Origin of the sequence: Kitasatospora sp. NPDC058406 (assembly GCF_042722765.1) — a bacterium.
Classification (GTDB): domain Bacteria; phylum Actinomycetota; class Actinomycetes; order Streptomycetales; family Streptomycetaceae; genus Kitasatospora.
Window position 1 is genome coordinate 1 of sequence record NZ_JBHXKE010000193.1, and the last position, 19,441, is coordinate 19,441.

Annotated in this window: 13 protein-coding genes and 1 pseudogene; 9 read left to right on the forward strand and 5 right to left on the reverse strand. The window is 68.9% G+C overall.

Annotated elements, in window-relative coordinates; all coding sequences use genetic code 11:
- A pseudogene (locus ACFWOG_RS29920) lies at positions 1-239 on the reverse strand (fuconate dehydratase); the annotation flags it as partial.
- A 42-nt stretch (positions 240-281) separates the two neighbouring features.
- Positions 282-1,133 carry a fumarylacetoacetate hydrolase family protein gene (locus ACFWOG_RS29925; RefSeq protein ID WP_380361991.1) on the reverse strand — a complete coding sequence of 284 codons (852 nt, stop codon included), beginning with the start codon at positions 1,131-1,133 and terminating at the stop codon, positions 282-284.
- 525 nt (positions 1,134-1,658) lie between these two features.
- On the opposite strand from ACFWOG_RS29925, the gene ACFWOG_RS29930 reads away from it, so the two are divergent.
- From ACFWOG_RS29930 to ACFWOG_RS29955, 6 genes are all read left to right on the forward strand, one after another.
- Complete coding sequence (locus ACFWOG_RS29930; protein ID WP_380361993.1) at positions 1,659-2,711, forward strand: sugar ABC transporter substrate-binding protein; 1,053 nt, start codon at positions 1,659-1,661, stop codon at positions 2,709-2,711.
- A gap of 58 nt (positions 2,712-2,769) precedes the next feature.
- Positions 2,770-4,317 carry a sugar ABC transporter ATP-binding protein gene (locus ACFWOG_RS29935; protein WP_380361995.1) on the forward strand — a complete coding sequence of 516 codons (1,548 nt, stop codon included), beginning with the start codon at positions 2,770-2,772 and terminating at the stop codon, positions 4,315-4,317.
- On the forward strand, positions 4,301-5,341 hold the full coding sequence (locus tag ACFWOG_RS29940) for an ABC transporter permease (protein ID WP_380361997.1): 1,041 nt from the start codon (positions 4,301-4,303) through the stop codon (positions 5,339-5,341). The genes ACFWOG_RS29935 and ACFWOG_RS29940 overlap by 17 nt, the downstream gene beginning before the upstream one ends.
- Positions 5,342-5,636: 295 nt before the next feature.
- Positions 5,637-6,341, forward strand: a complete 705-nt coding sequence (locus tag ACFWOG_RS29945; RefSeq protein WP_380361999.1) for a FadR/GntR family transcriptional regulator — start codon at positions 5,637-5,639, stop codon at positions 6,339-6,341.
- Between the two features lie 228 nt (positions 6,342-6,569).
- Positions 6,570-7,610 carry a sugar ABC transporter substrate-binding protein gene (locus ACFWOG_RS29950; protein WP_380362001.1) on the forward strand — a complete coding sequence of 347 codons (1,041 nt, stop codon included), beginning with the start codon at positions 6,570-6,572 and terminating at the stop codon, positions 7,608-7,610.
- Between the two features lie 494 nt (positions 7,611-8,104).
- The gene (locus tag ACFWOG_RS29955) at positions 8,105-10,957 is read left to right on the forward strand and encodes a hypothetical protein (protein WP_380362003.1); all 2,853 of its coding nucleotides are present in this window, start codon (positions 8,105-8,107) and stop codon (positions 10,955-10,957) included.
- 776 nt (positions 10,958-11,733) lie between these two features.
- Here the strand turns inward: ACFWOG_RS29955 and ACFWOG_RS29960 are convergent.
- The 3 genes from ACFWOG_RS29960 to ACFWOG_RS29970 all read right to left on the reverse strand — a co-directional run bounded on the left by ACFWOG_RS29960 (position 11,734) and on the right by ACFWOG_RS29970 (position 14,931).
- Positions 11,734-12,477: a transposase gene (locus tag ACFWOG_RS29960; protein WP_380362005.1), complete on the reverse strand. Its 744-nt coding sequence runs from the start codon at positions 12,475-12,477 to the stop codon at positions 11,734-11,736.
- Complete coding sequence (locus ACFWOG_RS29965) at positions 12,425-12,907, reverse strand: transposase (RefSeq protein WP_380362007.1); 483 nt, start codon at positions 12,905-12,907, stop codon at positions 12,425-12,427. The genes ACFWOG_RS29960 and ACFWOG_RS29965 overlap by 53 nt, the downstream gene beginning before the upstream one ends.
- Positions 12,908-13,332: 425 nt before the next feature.
- Positions 13,333-14,931 carry a discoidin domain-containing protein gene (locus tag ACFWOG_RS29970; RefSeq protein ID WP_380362013.1) on the reverse strand — a complete coding sequence of 533 codons (1,599 nt, stop codon included), beginning with the start codon at positions 14,929-14,931 and terminating at the stop codon, positions 13,333-13,335.
- Positions 14,932-16,121: 1,190 nt separating this feature from the next.
- Between ACFWOG_RS29970 and ACFWOG_RS29975 the strand changes: the two genes are divergently transcribed.
- The 3 genes from ACFWOG_RS29975 to ACFWOG_RS29985 all read left to right on the forward strand — a co-directional run.
- Positions 16,122-16,445 (forward strand): DUF485 domain-containing protein, encoded by a 324-nt coding sequence (locus ACFWOG_RS29975; protein WP_380362015.1) that lies wholly within the window; start codon positions 16,122-16,124, stop codon positions 16,443-16,445.
- The gene (locus tag ACFWOG_RS29980; RefSeq protein WP_380362009.1) at positions 16,442-18,061 is read left to right on the forward strand and encodes a cation acetate symporter; all 1,620 of its coding nucleotides are present in this window, start codon (positions 16,442-16,444) and stop codon (positions 18,059-18,061) included. Before ACFWOG_RS29975 ends, ACFWOG_RS29980 begins: the two co-directional genes overlap by 4 nt.
- 451 nt (positions 18,062-18,512) lie before the next feature.
- A partial coding sequence (locus tag ACFWOG_RS29985; protein ID WP_380362011.1) for an AMP-binding protein occupies positions 18,513-19,441 on the forward strand: 929 nt, incomplete at its 3' end.

Below are 19,441 nucleotides of genomic sequence, written 5' to 3' on the forward strand. Positions count from 1 at the left end.
ACGGGTCGGCCGACCACGTGGTGGCGCAGCGCGTCGAGCGCCGCGACCTGGACCTCGTTGCCGCGGCCGATGGTGAAGGTGAAGCCGTGGCCTTCGAGCCCGTCGCCGGCGTCCGTGCGCAGGACGAGGTAGGCGGCGGAGTAGTCGGGGTCGGGGTTCATCGCGTCCGAGCCGTCGAGGTCGCGCGAGGTGGGGAAGCGGATGTCGTAGGTGTCGACGGCGGTGATCCGCGGTATCAGCCGGGGCACGGTCGGTTCCTTCGGGGGAGAGGAGGAGGGGAGTCAGGCCTGGGCGAAGGTCTGGCGTTGCAGGCCGAGGCCGTCGATGGAGAGCTCGACGGTGTCGCCGGGGCGCAGGTAGGGGGTGTCGGGCAGGCCGAGGGCGACGCCGGCCGGGGTGCCTGTGTTGATCACATCCCCGGGATTGAGCACCAGGTACTGGCTGAGGTAGCGGATCAGGTACGGGATGCCGAAGATCATGTTCTTGGTGCTGCCGTCCTGGCGGAGTTTGCCGTTGACGGACAGCCGCATGCCGAGGGCCTGCGGGTCGGGGATCTCGTCGGCGGGGACCAGCCAGGGACCGAGCGGGTTGAAGGTCTCACAGGACTTGCCCAGGTCCCATTGTGAGGAGAAGTCCAGCTGGAACTCCCGCTCGGAGATGTCGTTGCTGATGGTGTATCCGGCGATCGTGCCGGTGGACTGCACGTCGTCCGTGAGGTACCGGGCGCGGCGGCCGATCACCACCGCCAGCTCCACCTCCCAGTCCGTCCGTACCGACGTCCTTGGGATCAGCACCTCGTCGTAGGGTCCGACCACGGTGGCCGGGTCTTTCATGAACACCACCGGGCGGTCAGGAATCGGGGCACCAGTCTCCTCAGCGTGGTCGCTGTAGTTGAGGCCGATGCAGATGATCTTGCCCGGGCGGGCGATCGGCGCCCCGACTCGCAGGCCCGTCGCATCGATCTCGGGCAGCGATCCCTCGGCAAGCGCGCGGCGGACCCGAGCGATGCCGTCGCCGGCCAGGAATCCGGCGTCGATGTCCGGCGTCAGACCACGCAGGTCGAACGTGCGGCCGGCCGCGGCCCGGACCGCGGGTGTCTCGTCGCCGACGGGACCAAAACGGAGAAACTGCACGGCGGGAACCCCCTCCAGAGGCGGGGCCTTGGATGCCCACGACCTCGATACATCTGATGAATTGCTAGAGGCCTGACCATAGGGTCGGTCCCTGGCGAGCGCAAGGACCTGTGTGCGCCGCGTGAGGAGCAAACGGCATAAATGGGATAATTCCCATCCCAAGAACCGTGATTCCGAAGATCCTCGCTGGTGCCGAGGTTACGGTTGGGATTCGTCGAAGCGCGTCCCTTGTCACGTTGCTGACCTACTCCTAAAGTCCTCTCCACCGAAAGCCATCCGATGAATCAATCTGGATCACCGCAGGCTCTCGGTACATCGGGGCCTCGGCCCCGCCGGCGCGGTCCAGGTCCGCCCTGACACTGGCACCGCGACGACCGGCGGCGCCGGTTCCCGGGATGAGGGCCGGGCCACCGGCGCCGCTCACCCGCAACGCCCCGACGCCGTCTCCCGCCCGCAGCGCGGGCATCCGGATCCCCCGAGGCCACCTGTCGTGGCCCGGCCAGCTCAGCCAAGGAGACCCGCACCATGAACACCCGTACCTCCCGCACCGCTGCCACCGCAGCTGTCGTACTCCTGCTGGCCGGGCTCGGCAGCGCCTGCAACCGCGGCAGCGAAGCGACGCCGTCCGCCGAGGGCACGGCCAAGCCGGCCATCGGCATCGATCTCCCGCGCGCCGACTCGGACTTCTGGAACTCCTACGCCCAGTACCTGAAGCAGGGCGTGGCAGCCCAGGGCCTGAACGCCCTGCCGGTCAGCAACTCGCAGAACGACGTCACCAAGCTGGTCGCCAACGTCCAGGTCTTCCAGAACACCGGCGCCAAGGCCGTCGTCATGGCCCCCCAGGACACCGGCGCGATCGCCTCGACCCTCGACCAGCTCGCCGCCAAGAAGGTCCCCGTGGTCAGCGTCGACACCCGCCCCGACAAGGGCCAGGTGTACATGGTGGTGCGCGCCGACAACAAGGCCTACGGCACCAAGGCCTGCGAATTCCTCGGCAAGCAACTCGCGGGCAAGGGTACGGTCGCCGAGCTCCAGGGCGCCCTGGACTCCATCAACGGACGCGACCGCTCCGAGGCCTTCGCCGCCTGTATGAAGTCCAGCTTCCCCGGGATCCAGGTGATCGAGCTGGCCACCGACTGGAAGGGCGACGTCGCCTCCGCCAAGCTCCAGTCCACCCTGGCCGCCCACCCCGACCTGGGCGGCATCTACATGCAGGCCGGCGGCGTCTTCCTGCAGCCCACCCTCGCCCTGCTCCAGCAGAAGGGCCTCCTCAAGCCCGTCGGCGAGGCCGGCCACATCGCGATCGTCTCCAACGACGGCATCCCGCAGGAGTTCGACGCCATCCGAAAGGGTCAGATCGACGCGACCGTCTCCCAGCCCGCCGACCTCTACGCCAAGTACGCCCTCTCCTACGCGAACGCCGCCGCCCAGGGCAAGACCTTCAAGCCCGGCCCCACCGACCACGACTCCACGATCATCGAACTTCCCAACGGCCTCGAGGACCAGCTCCCGGCCCCCCTGGTGACCAAGGACAACGTCGACGACACGAGCCTGTGGGGCAACAACGTCGGCAAGTGAACCTGCGGGCGGCGGCCGCACCGGCCGCCGCGATCCCCAGCGGAAAGGAGTCCTCACCATGGCGGACAGCCGCCCGGCGGTCCCGGTTGTCGAGGCGCACGGGATCAGCAAACGATTCGGCGCCACCGTAGCCCTCGCCGACGCTCACCTGACGGTTGCCCCCGGCGAGTCGCACGCCCTCGTCGGCCGAAACGGCGCGGGCAAGTCCACCCTCGTCTCCATCCTCACCGGCCTGCAGAACCCCGATACCGGGACCTTGCGCTTCAACGGCGAGGCGGCCCCCGCCCCGGGCGACACCGACGCCTGGCGCACCCGGGTCGCCTGCGTCTACCAGCGCTCAACCGTCATCGGCTGTCTCACCGTGGCCGAGAACCTCTTCCTGGACCGGCAGAGCGACCGGGCGCTGCGCCCGATCGGCTGGCGGCGCCTGCGCACCCGGGCAACGGACCTGCTGGCCGGGTACGGCGTGGATGTCGACCCCGCCGCCAGGGCCGACCGGCTCACGGTCGAACAGCGGCAGTTCGTCGAGATCGCCCGGGCCCTGTCCTTCGGCGCCCGGTTCATCATCCTCGACGAACCGACTGCCAAGCTCGACGCGCGCGGGATCGAGCGGCTGTTCGGCAAGCTGCGCGAACTCCAGACCCAGGGTGTCGCGTTCCTGTTCATCTCGCACCACCTCCAGGAGGTCTACGACCTCTGTACCACCGTCACCGTCTACCGCGACGCCCGGCACATCACCACCACCCCCGTCGCCAGCCTCGGACACCACGCCCTGGTCGAGGCCATGACCGGCGAGAGCCGTACCACCGCCGCCGAGACCAGGTCCCCCGTGGGGCCAGCTCCCGACGCGCCGGACCTGCTCGAAGTAGACCGCCTCACCCTGGCCGGGGCTTACGAGGACGTCTGCCTGAGAGTCCGGGCCGGAGAGGTGGTCGGCCTGGCCGGCGCCGCCGCCAGCGGCAACGTACAGGTCGGCGAGAGCATCGCCGGCCTGCACCGCCCCACCGCGGGCCGGATCACCGTCGCTGGCCGGCCGGTGCGCACCGGCAGGGTTCCCGCCGCCCTGGCGGCCGGCATCGGCTTCGTGCCCGAAGACCGCCACATCCAGGGCCTGGTCCCCAACCGCAGTGTGGCCGAGAACGCCACCCTCACCGTGTCCGACCAGCTCGGCCCGTTCGGCACCGTCCTCCCCACCCGGATCAGGGCCTTCGCCGAGCGGATGATCGCAGACCTGGACATCAAGACCCCGGGGCCTGGCGCGCCGGTGGACGGGCTTTCGGGCGGCAACCAGCAGAAGGTGGTCATCGCCCGCGCGCTGGCCACCCGCCCCCACGTGCTGGTGGCCGTCCGGCCCACCAACGGTGTGGACATCAAGTCCAAGGAGTCCCTGCTGGGCACGGTACGCGAGGTGGCAGACGACGGTAGGACGGCTCTGATCGTCTCGGACGAGTTGGACGACCTGCGGGTCTGCGACCGGGTGGTGGCGATGTTCCACGGCCGGGTCGTCGCGGAGTTCCCCCGCGGCTGGAGTGACGAACAACTGGTCGCCGCCATGGAGGGCGTGGCCGGCACTGACACGAAGGAAAGCCATGTCCCCCGTGACTGAACTGAACTCCCGCTCCGCCGTGGCCGCGAAGGCCGCCCCTCCGGCCACCCGGCCCGGCCTGGACCTTGCCCGCTACCGGGACCTGTCACTGCTACCGGCCCTCCTGGTCCTCGGCGTCATCGGCTTCATCGTCTCCCCCGCCTTTCTGACCTCGGACAACCTGCTCGGCGTCGGACAGCAGGCCACCGAACTCAGTCTGCTGGTGCTGGCCGAGGCCCTCATCCTGATCGCCGGACGGATGGACCTCTCACTGGAGTCCACCATCGGGGTCGCCCCGGTGATCGCCGTCTGGCTGGTCCTCCCCACCCACGGCGACCGGTTCAACGGCCTGGGCCTCTTCCCCGGCTGGGCCGCCGTCCCCCTCTGCCTGCTGGTCGGAGCCCTGATCGGCGCCGCCAACGGATTCCTGATCCTCAAACTGCGCCTCAACGGCTTCATCGTCACCCTCGGCGCCCTCACCCTGCTGCGCGGCCTGCAGATCGCGATCTCCCAGGGCCAGTCCATCGTGAACCTCCCCTCCTCCTTCACCTACCTCGGAAGGGCCTCCTGGCTCGGCGCCCCCGCCGCCATCTGGATCTGCGCCGCACTGTTCCTGGCCGGCGGCGCCGCCCTGGCATGGCTGCGGCACGGCCGCGCGCTCTACGCCATCGGCGGCAACGCGGAGGCTGCCCGCGCGGCTGGCATCAGGGTCGACCGGATCACCTGGGCCGTCCTGATCACCGGCAGCGCGTTGGCGGCCTTCGCCGGCATTCTGTTCACCGGCCACTACGGCTCCGTCTCCGCCGACCAGGGCAGCGGCTGGATCTTCCAGGTCTTCGCCGCCACCGTCATCGGCGGCGTCAGCCTCAACGGAGGGCGCGGCACCCTCTTCGGCGCCCTCACCGGCGTCCTCACCCTCCAGCTCGTGGTCAACGTCATGACCCTGGCCGGTGTGCCCCCGCTGTGGAACCAGTTCCTCAACGGCGCCATCATCATCCTCGCGCTCATCGTTTCCCGCTTCGCCTCCGGCGAGAAGCAGGAGTAGCCGACCGCCACCGTCACCGGTGCGGCGGCTGGGTGGCCGCCGCACCGGTGACGGTCTTCCCTCCCCATGATCCCGGACCATAGGTCCGATCCCTAGCCCTCACCGCCTTCGACTGCCAGAGCGTCAGGCCGCCGCACCCCGGCTGCCGCCGGACCGTGGGCGTCGTGAGTCCTCCGCCCACACCGAGGTCAGAGCACGTTTCCCGGAGCGGACCGGCACACCCGCTGCTGAGGAGTCACGGGCCAAGGTCATACTGAATACATCAGATGTCCGAGCCACAGGGGAGTGGATACGCATGCCGGTAACCGACGAGGCGATCGACAGGATCAAGGCCATGATTGTCAGCGGCGAGCTGCGTCCGGGGGCGAGGCTCCCGAAGGAGGCGGACCTCGCCGAACGGCTGGGCCTGTCACGCAGCTCCCTGCGCGAGGCGGTCAAGGCCCTCTCCCTCATCCGGGTGCTCGACGTCCGCCAAGGCGACGGCACCTATGTGACCAGTCTGGAGCCGAGCCTGCTCCTGGACGCACTGGGCTTCGTCGTGGAGTTCCACCAGGACGACACCGTGCTGCAGTTCCTGGAGGTGCGGCGGATCCTGGAACCGGCCGCCACCGCGATGGCCGCCCGCCGGATGCCGGACGCCGAGATCGACGACCTGCGCCGCATCCTCGAGCGACTCGGCGACGACCCGGACCTGGACGAACTGATTGCCAACGACTTGGAGTTCCACCAGCGGATCGCCGCAGGAGCGGGCAACCTCGTGCTCTGCTCGCTGATCGAGGGACTCTCGGGCCCGACCACCCGCGCCCGGATCTGGCGGGGCGTCACCGAGGAGGGCGCGGTCGAACGCACCCTCCAGCAGCATCGCGCCATCCTCGACGCGATCGCCGCCCGCCGGCCCGGCCTCGCGTCCGCCTGGGCGACCGTCCACATCGCCGGGGTCGAGGACTGGCTCCGCGGCACCCTGGGCTCGGGTGAATCCGTCCTGCCGCCGCTGGGGTAGCGGTTGGTCGTGTGTACCCTCCCCGCGGTCGGGCCACGGGGAGGGCGCGCATGCATGGGCCTCGGATGCCGGATTCATCGGATGAAAATCCATGGAGCTTACCGGTCGGCCCTGAGGTGGACTCTGTCATAGTGCCTGTTGGATGCCTTGCTATCGCGTGACCCCTCTCGTATGGTCCGGTCATGAATCCCCCAGTACATCGGATGAATGGCTCAGGTGATGACCCGGATGGAGCCCTACAGATTCAGACTCGTCGCGGCCGGACTGGCGGCCGTCCTGCTCGCCGGGTGCGCAGCGGGTTGTGAGCGCGCACGCCAGGACGGCCCGACAGAGCCCGCCATCGGCATAGACCTCCCGCGCACCGACACGGATTTCTGGCGCGCGTACGCGGGCTACCTCGCCGAGGAGCAGGCCAGGACCGGGGTGCGGGTCGCCGCCACGACCACCTCGCAGGGCGACGACGGGAGACTGGCCGCCAACCTGGAGGCCTTCGAGCGCGGCGGAACGAAAGCGCTGATCATGTCGCCGCAACAGACCCAGCACCTCGACCTCACCCTGGACACGCTGTTCGCCAGGGGAGCCACCGTGGTCAGCGTCGACGCCCGGCCCGAGAGCGGCACCGTGTTCATGGTCGTACGGGCAGACAACCGCGCGTACGGGCTAAAGGCCTGTAAGCGCCTGGGCGCGCAACTCGCGGGAAAGGGGAAGGTCGTCGAGCTGCAGGGCAGCCTGGAGTCGATCAACGGCTTCGAGCGATCGGAGGCCTTCGCGCACTGCATGCGGACCGAGTTCCCGGGGATCAAGGTCATCGTGCTGGCCACGGAGTGGAGGGCGGACATCGCCGAGCGGGAACTACGTGCCGCGCTCGCGCGGGAAGCGAATGTGAACGGCCTCTACCTCCAGGCCGGCGGCGTCTTCCTGGAGCCCACGCTGGCAGTCCTGCGCGAGAAGGGCCTCCTCAGGCCGGCTGGCCAGGCCGGCCACATCGCCATCGTCTCGAACGACGGAACACCGCAGGAACTCGACGCGATCCGCTCCGGCGAGGTCGACGCGACGGTCTCCCAGCCTGCAGACCTCTATGCCAAGTACGCGCTGTACTACGCACGGGAGGGTGCGGTCGGCCGTCATTTCAGCCCGGGCCCGACGGACCACGGCTCGATGATTGTCGCCCTGCCCAACGGCCTGGAGGACCAACTGCCCGCGCCCCTCGTTGTCCGGGACAACGTCGATGATCCCACCCTGTGGGCCAACCGGCGCGCCCTCCAATAGCTTTGCGGGCCCCGGATAGCTCGGGACGAAGCAAAGTCATCCGATGAATAATCCGGCTCGCATCGCAGGGGAACATCACGAACTCACGGAGTGAGAGGTGACGCCGGCCGCCGAGCCCGTCCGCGGGCGAGCGGGAACTCTCCCCCCGGGGAAGCGATTCCCCTCCCTGGATAGTGTCCAGGGAGCTGTATGCGAGCCGGTAGTGCGGCATTTGGCGCACGGTGTCTGCTCGTGTGGCGCCCCCGCGGCTCTCGCCATGCCCCGTCGGGGCCTCGCCTTCTCGGCGGGGCGGACATCCGATCGAAACAGTAGAAGCCGTTCCGCTTAACGTCTATCTCATCAGTCGCATTGCCGATACAGTACCGACCTACCTAGACATCGGATGTGTGTGCGGGAAGCGCGCAGACCGATTCGCGCAGTGGCGCCATCCGGTGGACCGACCCGGAGGCCGAGCGCCCGTGTGGCGGGCGTTGGTCATCAACCCGAGGAGAGACATGAGAAAGAGACGGATGGTCGTACCGGCCGCCGGGCTGCTGGTGGGCAGCCTGGTTGGCACCGGTATGACCGTATCGGCGGTAGCTGCGGGCACGACGGACTTCTACGCGTCGCCCACGGGCACCGGAACCACCTGTTCGAGCAGTGCCCCGTGCGCCCTGACGGCGGCGCGGGACAAGGTCCGGGCGGTGGCGGGCTCGATGTCGGGCGACATCCGCGTCCTGCTGCGCGGCGGGGTTTACACGCTGAGCGAGCCGCTCACCCTGGACGTGCGGGACTCCGGAACCAACGGCCACCAGGTAGTCTACACGGCCGCGCCGGGGGAGAAGCCGGTGTTCAGCGGTGGCCAGAAGGTCACCGGCTTCTCGGTGTTCGACTCCGCCAAGGGGATCTGGCGCGCGACCCTGCCGGCGGGCACCCTGAACGCCGCGGCCAGGAACAGCCGCGACGTGTCCATCAACGGAGTTCCGGCCCAGCGCGCCCGGACAGCCTCCTTCAGCGACAGTGTGTGGCCGTTGGCCCCCGGCCTCGCGTGGACCAGCGTGCACTACACGGCCGAGGGGAACGCCACCCTCAGCGGAATCGACTTCACGCAGATCCCCAGCCCTGAGCGGGTGGAGGTCGTCGACAACTACTACTGGAAGCAGTTGCGCTGCCCGCTGGAGAGCATCACCCCGACCACGGTCACCATTCCGGCCACTGCAACCACTGTGTCGCCGTTCCAGCCGGGCGGTACCAGCGCTGAGGTACGCATCAAGTCGAACGCGGCCTGCTCGGCCAACCAGGTCCGGCCGTTCCCCGGCTACCCGTTGAACGGTTCCGGCGCGCCGACGCTGAGCAACGTCAGCTGGCTGGAGAACGCCTACCAGTTCATCGACCAGCCCGGTGAGTTCTACATCGACGCCTCGGGCGGGTACCTCTACTACAAGCCGCGTGGCGGCGAGAACCTGGCCACCGCTGACGTCCAGGTTGGCGCGGCCGAGCAGTTGGTGAACCTGTCCGGCACCCCGGGACACCTGGCCCCGGTGAACGCCACGCTGTCGAACACCTCCACCACCGGGACCGTGACGCTCGCCAGCGACACCCCGCCCGACCCGCCGGCAGGGCAGGCCAAGGGCAAGCCCTTCGGGGACCTGAACCATGACGCACTCAAGACCCAGCAGGTGGGCGCCTCGTTCAGCTACACCTTCACCGGCGTCGGGATCGACGTCCTGGGCGAGAAGATGGTGGACGGCGGCAACCTCGCCGTCTCCATCGACGGAGGCACCCCCACGACCGTCTCCAACCGCGGCACGGCCCGGCTCGCCCAACAGGTCCTCTTCTCCGCCAGAGGACTCGCCGAGGACACCCACACGGTCAAGGTGGTCAACCAGAGCGCCGGCACCGTGCGCGTCGACGCCTTCACCGCAATCCCCAAGGCCATCCAGCCCGTGCACGACATCACCTTCCAGGGCATCACCTTCGCCAACACCACATGGACCCAGCCCAACACCAGGGGCTTCATCGATGGCCAAGGAGGCGTCATCTGGGACCCGGACACCCACTTGAACGTCAGGGTTCCCGCCGCAGTCCAGGTGCACCGCGGCAAGAACATCGCGTTCACCGGCAACGAGTTCGCCAACCTCGGCGGCTCGGCCCTCGACCTAGCGGACGGGACGCAGAACTCCACCGCCACCGGAAACTGGATCCACCACCCCGGCAGCAACGGCGTGGCCGTCGGCGAGGTCGACGACTACTACCTCGCCGACACCGCCCTCATGACGAGCGGCAACACGGTCTCCCAGAACCGGGTCGAGCACCCCGGCCGGAACTTCGCCGGATCTGTCGGCATCTGGGTCGGCCACGGCCGCGACATCGAGATCTCGAACAACGATGTCGGCCACACCCCCTACTCCGGCATCTCCCTCGGCTGGGGCTGGGGCTACGCCTCGGACTGTGCCATGCAGGCTGCCGAGACCATCAATGCGATGGACGCCAACCCCAATAAGTATAAGGGTGTTCCCCGGCCGACCGCCTCGACGCCGTGCACCCAGGGCACCATCTACTCGGGGCGCAACAAGATCCTCAACAACTACGTCCACGACGTGATGGGCCTGCTTGTAGACGGCGGCCCGATCTACGTCCTCGGCGGCCAGGGTGCGGGAGGGACCAGCAGGTCCGTCATGGCCGGCAACGTCGTGAGCGGCTACAACCACGGCACTGGCGTAGCGGCCAACAAGGACCTCTACATCGACGAGGGCAGCTCCTACTGGGACGTGTACGAGAACGTGGTTCGCTACGCGAACGGTACCCGGTGGACCCGCCTGTGGACGCCCACCATCCACGACATCGACATTCACGACACCTACTCCAGCGTCAGCACCGCTGAAAACAACGCCACCAACAGCACGATCGAACCGGCCACCATCGTCTACAGGGGCGCGTGGCCCGCTGCCGCCCTGGCCATCATCTCCGCAGCCGGTACCACCCAGGAGCATGCTTCCCCGGCCACCAAAGTGGACAACGACGACAGGAGGATCGAGTACCGCGGCATCTGGACCGCATTCGGCTTCCGGGGCATGGGCGACCGCGACGACAACATCCACACCACACCCGAGAACGGGAGCTACGCGCTCCTCACCTTCCAGGGGACGGGCGTGACGCTGATCGGTGAGAAGGCACCCGACCAGGGCAACGTCGAGATCTTCATCGACGACGTCTCCAAGGGCCTCGTCAACACCTACGCCGCCACCCTCAGCGCTCAGCAGAGCATCTACACCGCGAACGGGCTCACCCCAGGCAGCCACACCATCAAGGTCGTCAAGCGCGACGGGACCAGCGCCACCGTCGACGGGTTCGACATCACCCCCTGACCGCGATCTGTCCGTGCCCAGCGATCCGGGGAGCCGGTCCCGGGCAAGGACTTCTCGGACCAGATGGTCTCCCCAGGGGAGTGTGCCGTGTACCTGCCCGCTGGGCAAGACGAAGAGGAGTACGTGAGGTACCGGCGTTACTGCGTCCTTCACCCCCGACACCGGCTCGAACCTGGTGGATCCGGGCCGGGCGCGGTGCGTCTCGTCGACCTGCGGGTCGGCGGGAACTTCCACGACCGTATTCAAGAGCGGGCGTGGGAGGCCACGAGGAAAGCCTGCGGTGTACTCGTGGCGAGGCCGCTGGGACACAGCCGGGCTCCTTGAAGTTCCACCTTGCGGCTGGACACCTGGACACTGGGACATGTGAGCCCGGAGGAACCAGTTTCAGGTGGGAACCAAGAACAACATGAGTAAGCGGTACACGACGGAGTTCAAGCGGGACGCGATCGCGTTGGTGCGGTCGTCGCCACGCCCCTCGAGATCCGCCAGCGGCACCTGCAAGGTCACACCCTCGCGGCGTAGACGGAGAGTGTCCAGCCGCAGGGTGGAGCTTCAACCACCCGTTACACCTATGGGGGGATCACTCGGCTCGGGGTCTACCGCCTGACCGGGAACGTACGCGGGGCGACGGCGCACGCCAGCCGGTGAACGATGTCGGAAAGCCGTGTGCGGGAGAACTGCATGCACGGTTTGAAGCGGCGGGGACTGGAAACGGAGCCACAGCCACCGCGCCAGTCCCCGACCCTACTCAGAAGCCGTTGATGCCCCTATGGATGTCAACTCGCGATTCCTGCAGGAGCTGCGTGGCCCATGGGAGTCCTGACGGCGGCGATGAGTCGGTAGATTTCCCGTGTGACGTACCGCTTCAGGCACCTGATGATCTCCCGGCGGCTCTTGCCCTCGGCGAGGCGTCGCCGCAGGTAGTCCTGGGTGCGATCGTCCCAGCGCAGGCGGCTGAGGACGATCCGGTAGAGTGCAGCGTTGGCCTGTCGGTCGCCTCCACGGTTGGGTCGCCGTCGTTGGGTCTTGCCGGAGGACGCTTCGACGGGGCTGGTCCCGCACAGGGCGGCGAAGGATGCCTCGCTGCTGAGACGGTCGGGGTTGTCACCGGCCGAGATCAGCAGGGTAGCGGCGCTGTCGGGGCCAACACCCTGGGTGTCGAGCAGGCCGGGGAAATGTGCTTCGACGCCCGCGGCTATCCGCTTGTTGAGGCTGTCGATCTCCCCGGTCAGGTCCTGGATGCGGCCGGCCAGGAGCTTCAGCACCTGTCGGGCAGTGCCCGCCGGCCCGTCTTCCTGGGAGTCGTCCAGCTCGGCACACCGCTTGAACAGGTGCGGGTTGCTCAGCCCGGCCAGCGCCTCGCGCAGGGCGGCGTCCGCCGAGACCAGAACGCTCTTGAGCTGGTTGATGGCCTGAGTCCGGGACTTGATCGCAGACCCTTTCGCGAGCTTGAGCAGTCGCAGTGCTTCAACCGGACCGTCGCTCGTCTTCGCGGTTGCGGTGGGGCGACCGGACAGCACTGCGCGGGCCGCCGCTTCGGCGTCGACGCGCTGCTTTGTCGGGCTGGTTGACCTCTGTCACCTCGATGCCCTCGTCGCGCAGGAGACGGGCGAGCGCGGCGCCGTAGGAGCCGGTGCACTCCACCCCGGCCCGACGCAGAGTACCGAACGAGCGCGCCCAGGCGACGAGTTGGCGATAGCCCTCGGTGGTGGCCGGGAAAGTGCGTCCGTCCAGGGCGGCGCCGAGGACGGTGACGACGGCCGCCGCGTGGAAGTCCTTGTGGGTGTCGACGGCGAGGAGGATCTCCTCGCCGGGATCGGCCCTGGTGTGACGCTGGGCTGCGGGCTGCGGGCTGCGGGCTGCGGGCTGCGTGATGCGTGATGCTGAGCAAGGTCGCCCGTCTCCTGATCGCCTCGGAACCGGTGGCCGTCGCCGGGCCGGGGAGGTCAAAACCGTGATCGTGCCTGTCGCGAAGGCCCCTATCGGGACACGTCCCCTGCCCGGCGGCAGCTGGTGCCGCTCCGGGCGGTGGCCGACAGATCAACAGAAGGGCACCAGGGCCAGTCTTTCCGCGAGTCAGGCCACCGCTCGAAGCGGCACCAGATCATCCTCACAGTCACTCCGAGAATGGCGGGTTCGTTTTGCTGGTCAGAGATAGAGGCGGTGTTTCGGTGGCAGAGACAGGGGGTTGGGTCGTCTCTGCGGTGGAGGCTCCGGATGCGGTCGGTGATGGGTCTGTTGGAGGAACATGAGCGCGCCGCTCGGCAGCGGGTGGAGGCCCTTCAGGCCGAACTGTGGCAGACGATCCGGTCGGGTGAGGTACCGGTTATCCGCCCCGGCGCGATCGCCGGGGCGGATAACTCGATAGGTGGTGGTCAATTCCGGAGGGTGTAGACGGAAACCTCCGCCAGCGAGAGGTAGTTGGTACCTGGGAGTTGGACGCGGACGTATCTCCCCTGGGTGGCGACCGGGATGGTCATCTGCGCGGGCGGGGTGCCCGGGATGTCGTACCGCCAGACGGTGGGGTCGCTGTGCAGGTCGGCGTAGCTACGTCCGGTCATGTCCGTTGCGGAGACGAACACCGAGGCGTTGGCGCTGCGCCCGCGATAGCCGTCGGTGCCGTCGTTGCGCGAGTTGATCTTGATGGTGTTGATCGGGGTGGACGCGCCGAGATCGGTCTGCCACCAAGCGTTGGCATCCAAGTCGGTGTGAGTGACGGAGCCGACCGCGTACACGCCGTTGGTGTTCCCGTCGACAGCTTTGGCTGCGGGCGCGATGGTGGAGGACTGCGTGGCGGGCCGTCCTATAGCTACATTGACCTGCTTGGCCACCGGTGCGCCATAGCGACCGTTGGTGAAGACGCTCTTCCACTGCTGGTCGGCGAACCACTCGTGCACGGCGCGGGTGTAATGAACGCCGTCCCCATTGAAGATCCCGTAGTTCTTCACGACGGAGGGGTCGTAGAGCGGGGTGCCGGTCGCCGTGGTGGCGAGCGCGGGGTCGATCAGTGTATAGGGGTTGGGTGCGGGCCGGTTGGCGAGTCCTGTCAGCGCTTCGGTGACGTGCTGCGTCTCCGTTTCGTCGTAATTGGTTGTGCGCGGACGGTACAGGAAGATCGGGGTCGACGTGCCGGCTCCGGTGACGGTCCGGAGCGGTTCCAAGACGTTGAGGAACGCCTGCTGGACACGGCTGGTGCTGACCGTCGTCTTTTGCGACGCCTCGGCCTCCCACTGGTTCCAGTGCATGCCGATGATCCGGGGCCGCTTGCCGGCCTCCTGCAGTGCCCGGAGGCCGTTGGAGATCGTGTTCAGAGTGAACTGGTAGAGACTCTCGACGTCGCTCGGGTTACGGTCCGGCCACCAGCGGTCGCTCGGCCAGTCGAATCTCTGTACGCCCTGGGAGCCCCAGGCCACATGGATCACGTTCAGGTCGGGGAGGCTGGCGCCGGCCTGGATCGCCCGCTCCCATCGCAGCGCGGTAACCGTTGCGGTGTTGTAGGCGTTGTAGCTAGTGGTGCGGTCCGAGCCCAGGTTGGATCCGGCGCAGGTGTACGGCGTCCACGTCGCATTGAGTGCCCCGACCACCCGGTTCTGGGCGGTCTTCAAGCCCTTGACATGGGCGAAGGAGTTGCATTGGGCCAGGTCGGCGGAGTCGGTGATCGAAGTCGACCAGCCGACGGCGTTGCTCTGCCCCAGCACGATCAGCACGGGGGCGTCGACCGCGAGGTCGTATGGAGCGTAGGCAGGGTCGTTGACGGTGGTGGTCGTCGCGCCGGAGGCTGGTGGGGGAGCCAGGGCGACAGAGGTCGCCAGAGCAGTCAGCGCCGCCACGAACGTCACACCGAGGCGGCCGAGAAGAGAGGTGGAGGGCTTCTTCGGGTACGGGGACGAGGCATCCGCCGTACTGGCAGGGCTGGAGTCGGTGTCGCGGGCGGGTGGGCGGGGGTTTGAGGTCGCGCGGTGGACTCTGTCCATGATGGTCACCTGGGGGAGTGAGAGTTTGTTCGATGGAGGCGCTGTCATCGGCCTGCCGAGGATGGCGCCGGGAACGACCTGGTGGCGGGTGCGCCGGCAAGATCGGTCGGGCTACTGCGCCCCGGACACCTTCACGGACAGCCGTCTGTCACGGCTGCACGGATGTCCGGGGCCGGCCGAGACGCCGGCCGGTCAGGGGCCCGCCCTGATGTGGAAGGCCTCGATGACGCGGAGCGCAGAAGCGATGACGTGACGTCAATGACGTTCCGAGCGAATTGATTTGGGCCGACCGACGCTCGGGGCGATTCAACGAACGCGCTCAGGAACGACATGCCCGAACGCGATGAGGCATATAACACTCCTCGTTCGGGACAATCGTCAAGGGGGCGGGACGCCGAGATCGCCTCGTGACCACGATCGCCCCGCATCCGGCGAGCGGGCATTCCCGGCGGGCAGCCGACCACGCAGTGTGCGGTTATGGGCGGGGGCGAGCGGCCCCGGACGGAAGCCGCCCAGGAGCCGAAGCAGGGCGGGCGGCCGGAACGGAACGCCGCAGAACGGGCGGTAGCCGGAAGGGCGAATCCCTGACTACAGGTCAGGGACCAGTGCAGGAAGGCCCCAAGGCGTGCGCGGCGGCCGGGGACCGCCATGGCGGTGCGGGCGGAGGCTCCGGCCGACCCGGGGCCTCGTCATTGCGTGTGCGCACAGTGCTGGTGGCTGCGATTCGAAGGCTTCGGGGGACCGGTACGGCCCGGCGAGCCGGCGCCGGGCCTCGCGTGGGCGGGGACGGGGGGTGGTCGAGCGGGTCGAGGAGGGCCTTCTGTGGGCTCGGGGGCCGTGATGCGCGAGGTGAGGGCGGGTAGTGCCGGCGGCGGGGAGGGGACGCGGGCTGGTGTCGGGTCGACCGTTCGGCGCACCGCTGGGCGCACAAGACGACCGTTCGCCGCACGTCCGGCCGGGATGTCTTTCGTCGCACGTTCGTCCGGGGTGGGATGCGCTGCAGAAACGAATCCGCCGCCGGGCGGGGGTGCGGACGATGGTCGCAGTAGCCACCGGCGGGCAGGCCCTGGCAGTACTGATGCGCACGGACGGTCCGGCCCTTTCGACCCCCGTTCCCCCCACCCACCCGCTGACCTCAGGAGGCATCCCGTGGAACTTCTTCGCTCGCCGGTCGGGCGGCCCCCGACCGGCTGGAACACATCGAAGGTACCGAGGAGTTCCGCCGGCTGCGCGGTTCGTTCCGGGGCTTCGCGTTCCCGGTGACCGCAGGCTTCCTGCTCTGGTACCTGCTCTACGTCCTGCTCTCCAACTACGCCGCCGGCTTCATGGCGATCACGCTGTTCGGACACGTCAACGTCGCCCTGGCGCTGGGCCTGCTCCAGTTCGCAAGCACCTTCACCATCGCGGCGTGGTACGCCCGCTACGCCGGCCGCCGCCTCGACCCGCGTGCCGCCGCCATCCGCGACGGCCGCACGCCCGGGGCGCCCACCGAGCCCGGGAGGGCCGCCTCATGACCACCGTCCTGCTGGCCGCCGGCTCCGCCACCGAGCACCGCGGCCTGACCATCGGACTGTTCGGGATCTTCGTCCTGGCCACCCTCGGCATCACCGTATGGGCCGGACGCCAGACCAAGGGCGCCTCCGACTTCTACGCCGGCGGCCGCGGCTTCACCGGCTTCCAGAACGGCCTGGCCATCTCCGGCGACTACATGTCCGCCGCGTCCTTCCTCGGCATCGCCGGCGCCATCGCCCTCTACGGCTACGACGGCTTCCTCTACTCGATCGGCTTCCTGGTCGCCTGGCTGGTCGCCCTGCTGCTGATCGCCGAACCGCTACGCAACTCCGGCCGCTTCACCATGGCCGACGTCCTGGCCTTCCGGATGCGCCAGCGACCGGTGCGCACCGCCGCCGGCATCTCCACCATCGTGGTGTCGATCTTCTACCTGCTCGCCCAGATGGTCGGCGCCGGCTCCCTGGTGGCCCTGCTGCTCGGGGTGAGCGGTGAGTCCGCCAAGCGCTGGACCATCGTCGCGGTCGGCGCGCTGATGGTGGTCTACGTGGTGATCGGCGGCATGAAGGGCACCACCTGGGTGCAGATCGTCAAGGCCGTGCTACTGATCGCGGGCGCCGGCCTGATGACGGTGCTGGTCCTGGCCAAGTACCACTTCAACCTCTCCAGCATGCTCGGCGCCGCCGCCGACGCCGGCGGCAAGGGCTCCGCCTTCCTCGAACCCGGCCTGAAGTACGGCGCCACCGGCACCAGCAAACTGGACTTCCTCAGCCTGGGCATCGCCCTGGTGCTCGGCACCGCCGGCCTGCCGCACATCCTGGTCCGCTTCTACACCGTGCCCACCGCCCGGGTCGCCCGCAAGTCCGTGCTCTGGGCGATCGGCATCATCGGCGGCTTCTACCTGATGACCCTGGTGCTGGGCTTCGGCGCCGCCGCCCTGCTCGGCCCGAAGACCATCAAGGCCTCCAACGCCGCCGGCAACACCGCCGCGCCGCTGCTCGCCGAGTACCTGGGGGGTGGGGCCGGCTCCACCGGCGGCGCGATCCTGCTCGCCGTCATCTCCGCGGTGGCCTTCGCCACCATCCTCGCCGTGGTCGCCGGACTCACCCTCGCCTCCTCCGCCTCCTTCGCCCATGACCTGTACGCCAACGTCATCCGTCGCGGCAGGGCGAGCGAGAAGGAGGAGGTCCGCTCGGCGAAGTGGGCCGCCGTCGGGATCGGCGCCGTCGCGATCGTCCTGTCGCTCTTCGCCGGCAAGCTGAACACCGCCGCCCTGGTCGCCCTGGCCTTCGCGGTCGCCGCCTCCGCCAACCTGCCCACCCTCCTCTATTCACTGTTCTGGAAGCGTTTCAACACCGCCGGGGCGGTCGCCTCGGCCTACGCCGGCCTGATCAGCTCCGTCCTGCTCGTGGTCTTCTCCACCGTCGTCTCCGGCAAGCCCACCTCCCTGCTCCCGCACTCCGACTTCCACTGGTTCCCGCTGGAGAACCCCGGCCTGGTCTCCATCCCGATCGGCTTCCTCGCCGGCGCCATCGCCACCCTGCTCTCCAAGGAGAAGGCGGACCCCGCCAAGTACGCCGAACTGGAGGTCCGCTCACTCACCGGCCTGGGCGCCCACTAGCCCGATCCTCACTCACTCGTTCCGGACGAGCCGCCCGGACGTGATGACCTGTAGCGGTGTCCGCCGGAACCGGAAGCAGCTTTCGCCCGGTCCTTTGTTCTCCTTCGGGGGAGCACGGGACCGGGCGAAGGTCGCGAGGGCGAGGCCGCCGCACGAGCGCTCCCGGCCGCGAGAGTCGGGCTCCGAGCCCTGACGGCAACCGCCGGATGTCGGGCCCGGAAGTCGCACAGCCAGATGACTCCCGGCGGGCCACGGTCCACGCGATGGCCGGACGGCCGCTTTGGCGCACCCGCCCCGCCCGGCACGCCGGGCGGCGGGGACGAGGGTGCCATCCCGAGGCACCGCCAGGGCGGTGCCTCTCAAGCGGGGTCGGGCCCTGGCGGCCCGGTGATCGACAACATGCACGGGGGAGGCCCGGCCGCCCCGACCGACCACGTACCTGGAGTTCATGATGAGCAACGAGAGCCTGGCCAACCTGCTCAAGGAGGAACGGCGCTTCGCCCCGCCGGCAGAGCTCGCCGCAGCCGCCAACGTCACCGCGGCCGCGTACGCTCAGGCCTCCGAGGACCGCCTCGGTTTCTGGGCCGAGCAGGCCCGCCGCCTCACCTGGGCCGTCGAGCCCACCGAGACACTCGACTGGTCCAACCCGCCGTTCGCCAAGTGGTTCGCCGACGGCAAGCTCAACGTGGCCTACAACTGCGTCGACCGCCACGTCGAGGCGGGCAACGGCGACCGCGTCGCCATCCACTTCGAGGGCGAGCCCGGCGACAGCCGCTCCATCACCTACGCCCAGCTCAAGGACGAGGTCTCACAGGCCGCCAACGCCCTGCTGGAACTCGGCGTCGCCAAGGGCGACCGGGTGGCGATCTACCTGCCGATGATCGCCGAGGCGGTCGTCGCGATCCTGGCCTGCGCCCGGATCGGCGCCACCCACTCGGTGGTCTTCGGCGGCTTCTCGGCCGACGCCGTCGCCTCCCGGATCCAGGACGCCCAGGCCAAGCTGGTCATCACCGCCGACGGCGGCTACCGGCGCGGCAAGCCGTCCGCGCTCAAGCCCGCCATCGACGAGGCGCTGACCAAGGTCGACGGCGTCGAGCACGTCCTGGTGATCCGCCGCACCGGCCAGGACGTCTCCTGGACCGAGGGCCGCGACGTCTGGTGGCACGAGATCACCGCCCGCCAGTCCACCGAGCACACCCCCGAGGCGCACGACGCCGAGCACCCGCTCTTCATCCTCTACACCTCGGGCACCACCGGTAAGCCCAAGGGCATCCTGCACACCTCGGGCGGCTACCTCACCCAGGCCAGCTACACCCACCACGCCGTCTTCGACCTCAAGCCGGAGTCCGACGTCTACTGGTGCACCGCCGACATCGGCTG